Source organism: Lacticaseibacillus nasuensis JCM 17158 (assembly GCF_001434705.1).
In the GTDB taxonomy this organism is placed as follows: domain Bacteria; phylum Bacillota; class Bacilli; order Lactobacillales; family Lactobacillaceae; genus Lacticaseibacillus; species Lacticaseibacillus nasuensis.
The window spans coordinates 1-245 of record NZ_AZDJ01000024.1 but is presented as its reverse complement, the minus strand read 5'-3'; the positions used below and the strand labels follow the sequence as shown (position 1 = coordinate 245).

General features: G+C 54.3%; 1 protein-coding gene. It reads right to left on the bottom strand.

The genetic code is table 11. The features are described 5' to 3' along the window. A partial coding sequence (locus tag FD02_RS11305; RefSeq protein WP_202812899.1) for a hypothetical protein occupies positions 1–245 on the bottom strand: 245 nt, incomplete at both ends.

Here is a 245-nt window from a genome sequence, read left to right as displayed (position 1 = left end):
TTTGGCACATCCGTGCCATTGACCGTGTGACCGCCCTTACCGTCAGTAACAACGGTCTCGGTTGAGTTATCTGGTTCAGTGACCGGAGTCGTCGTCTTCTGGCTAGTAATTGCGCCATTCGGATCAATCGTCGTTTCGGTGGTCGTGCCGTTGCCATTATCATGCTTCAGCTTGATCCCACCATCAGCTGTCGGTGTCGCCGTGGTGCCCTTACCAACATCAGTTGGCTTAGTGGTACCAGCTGG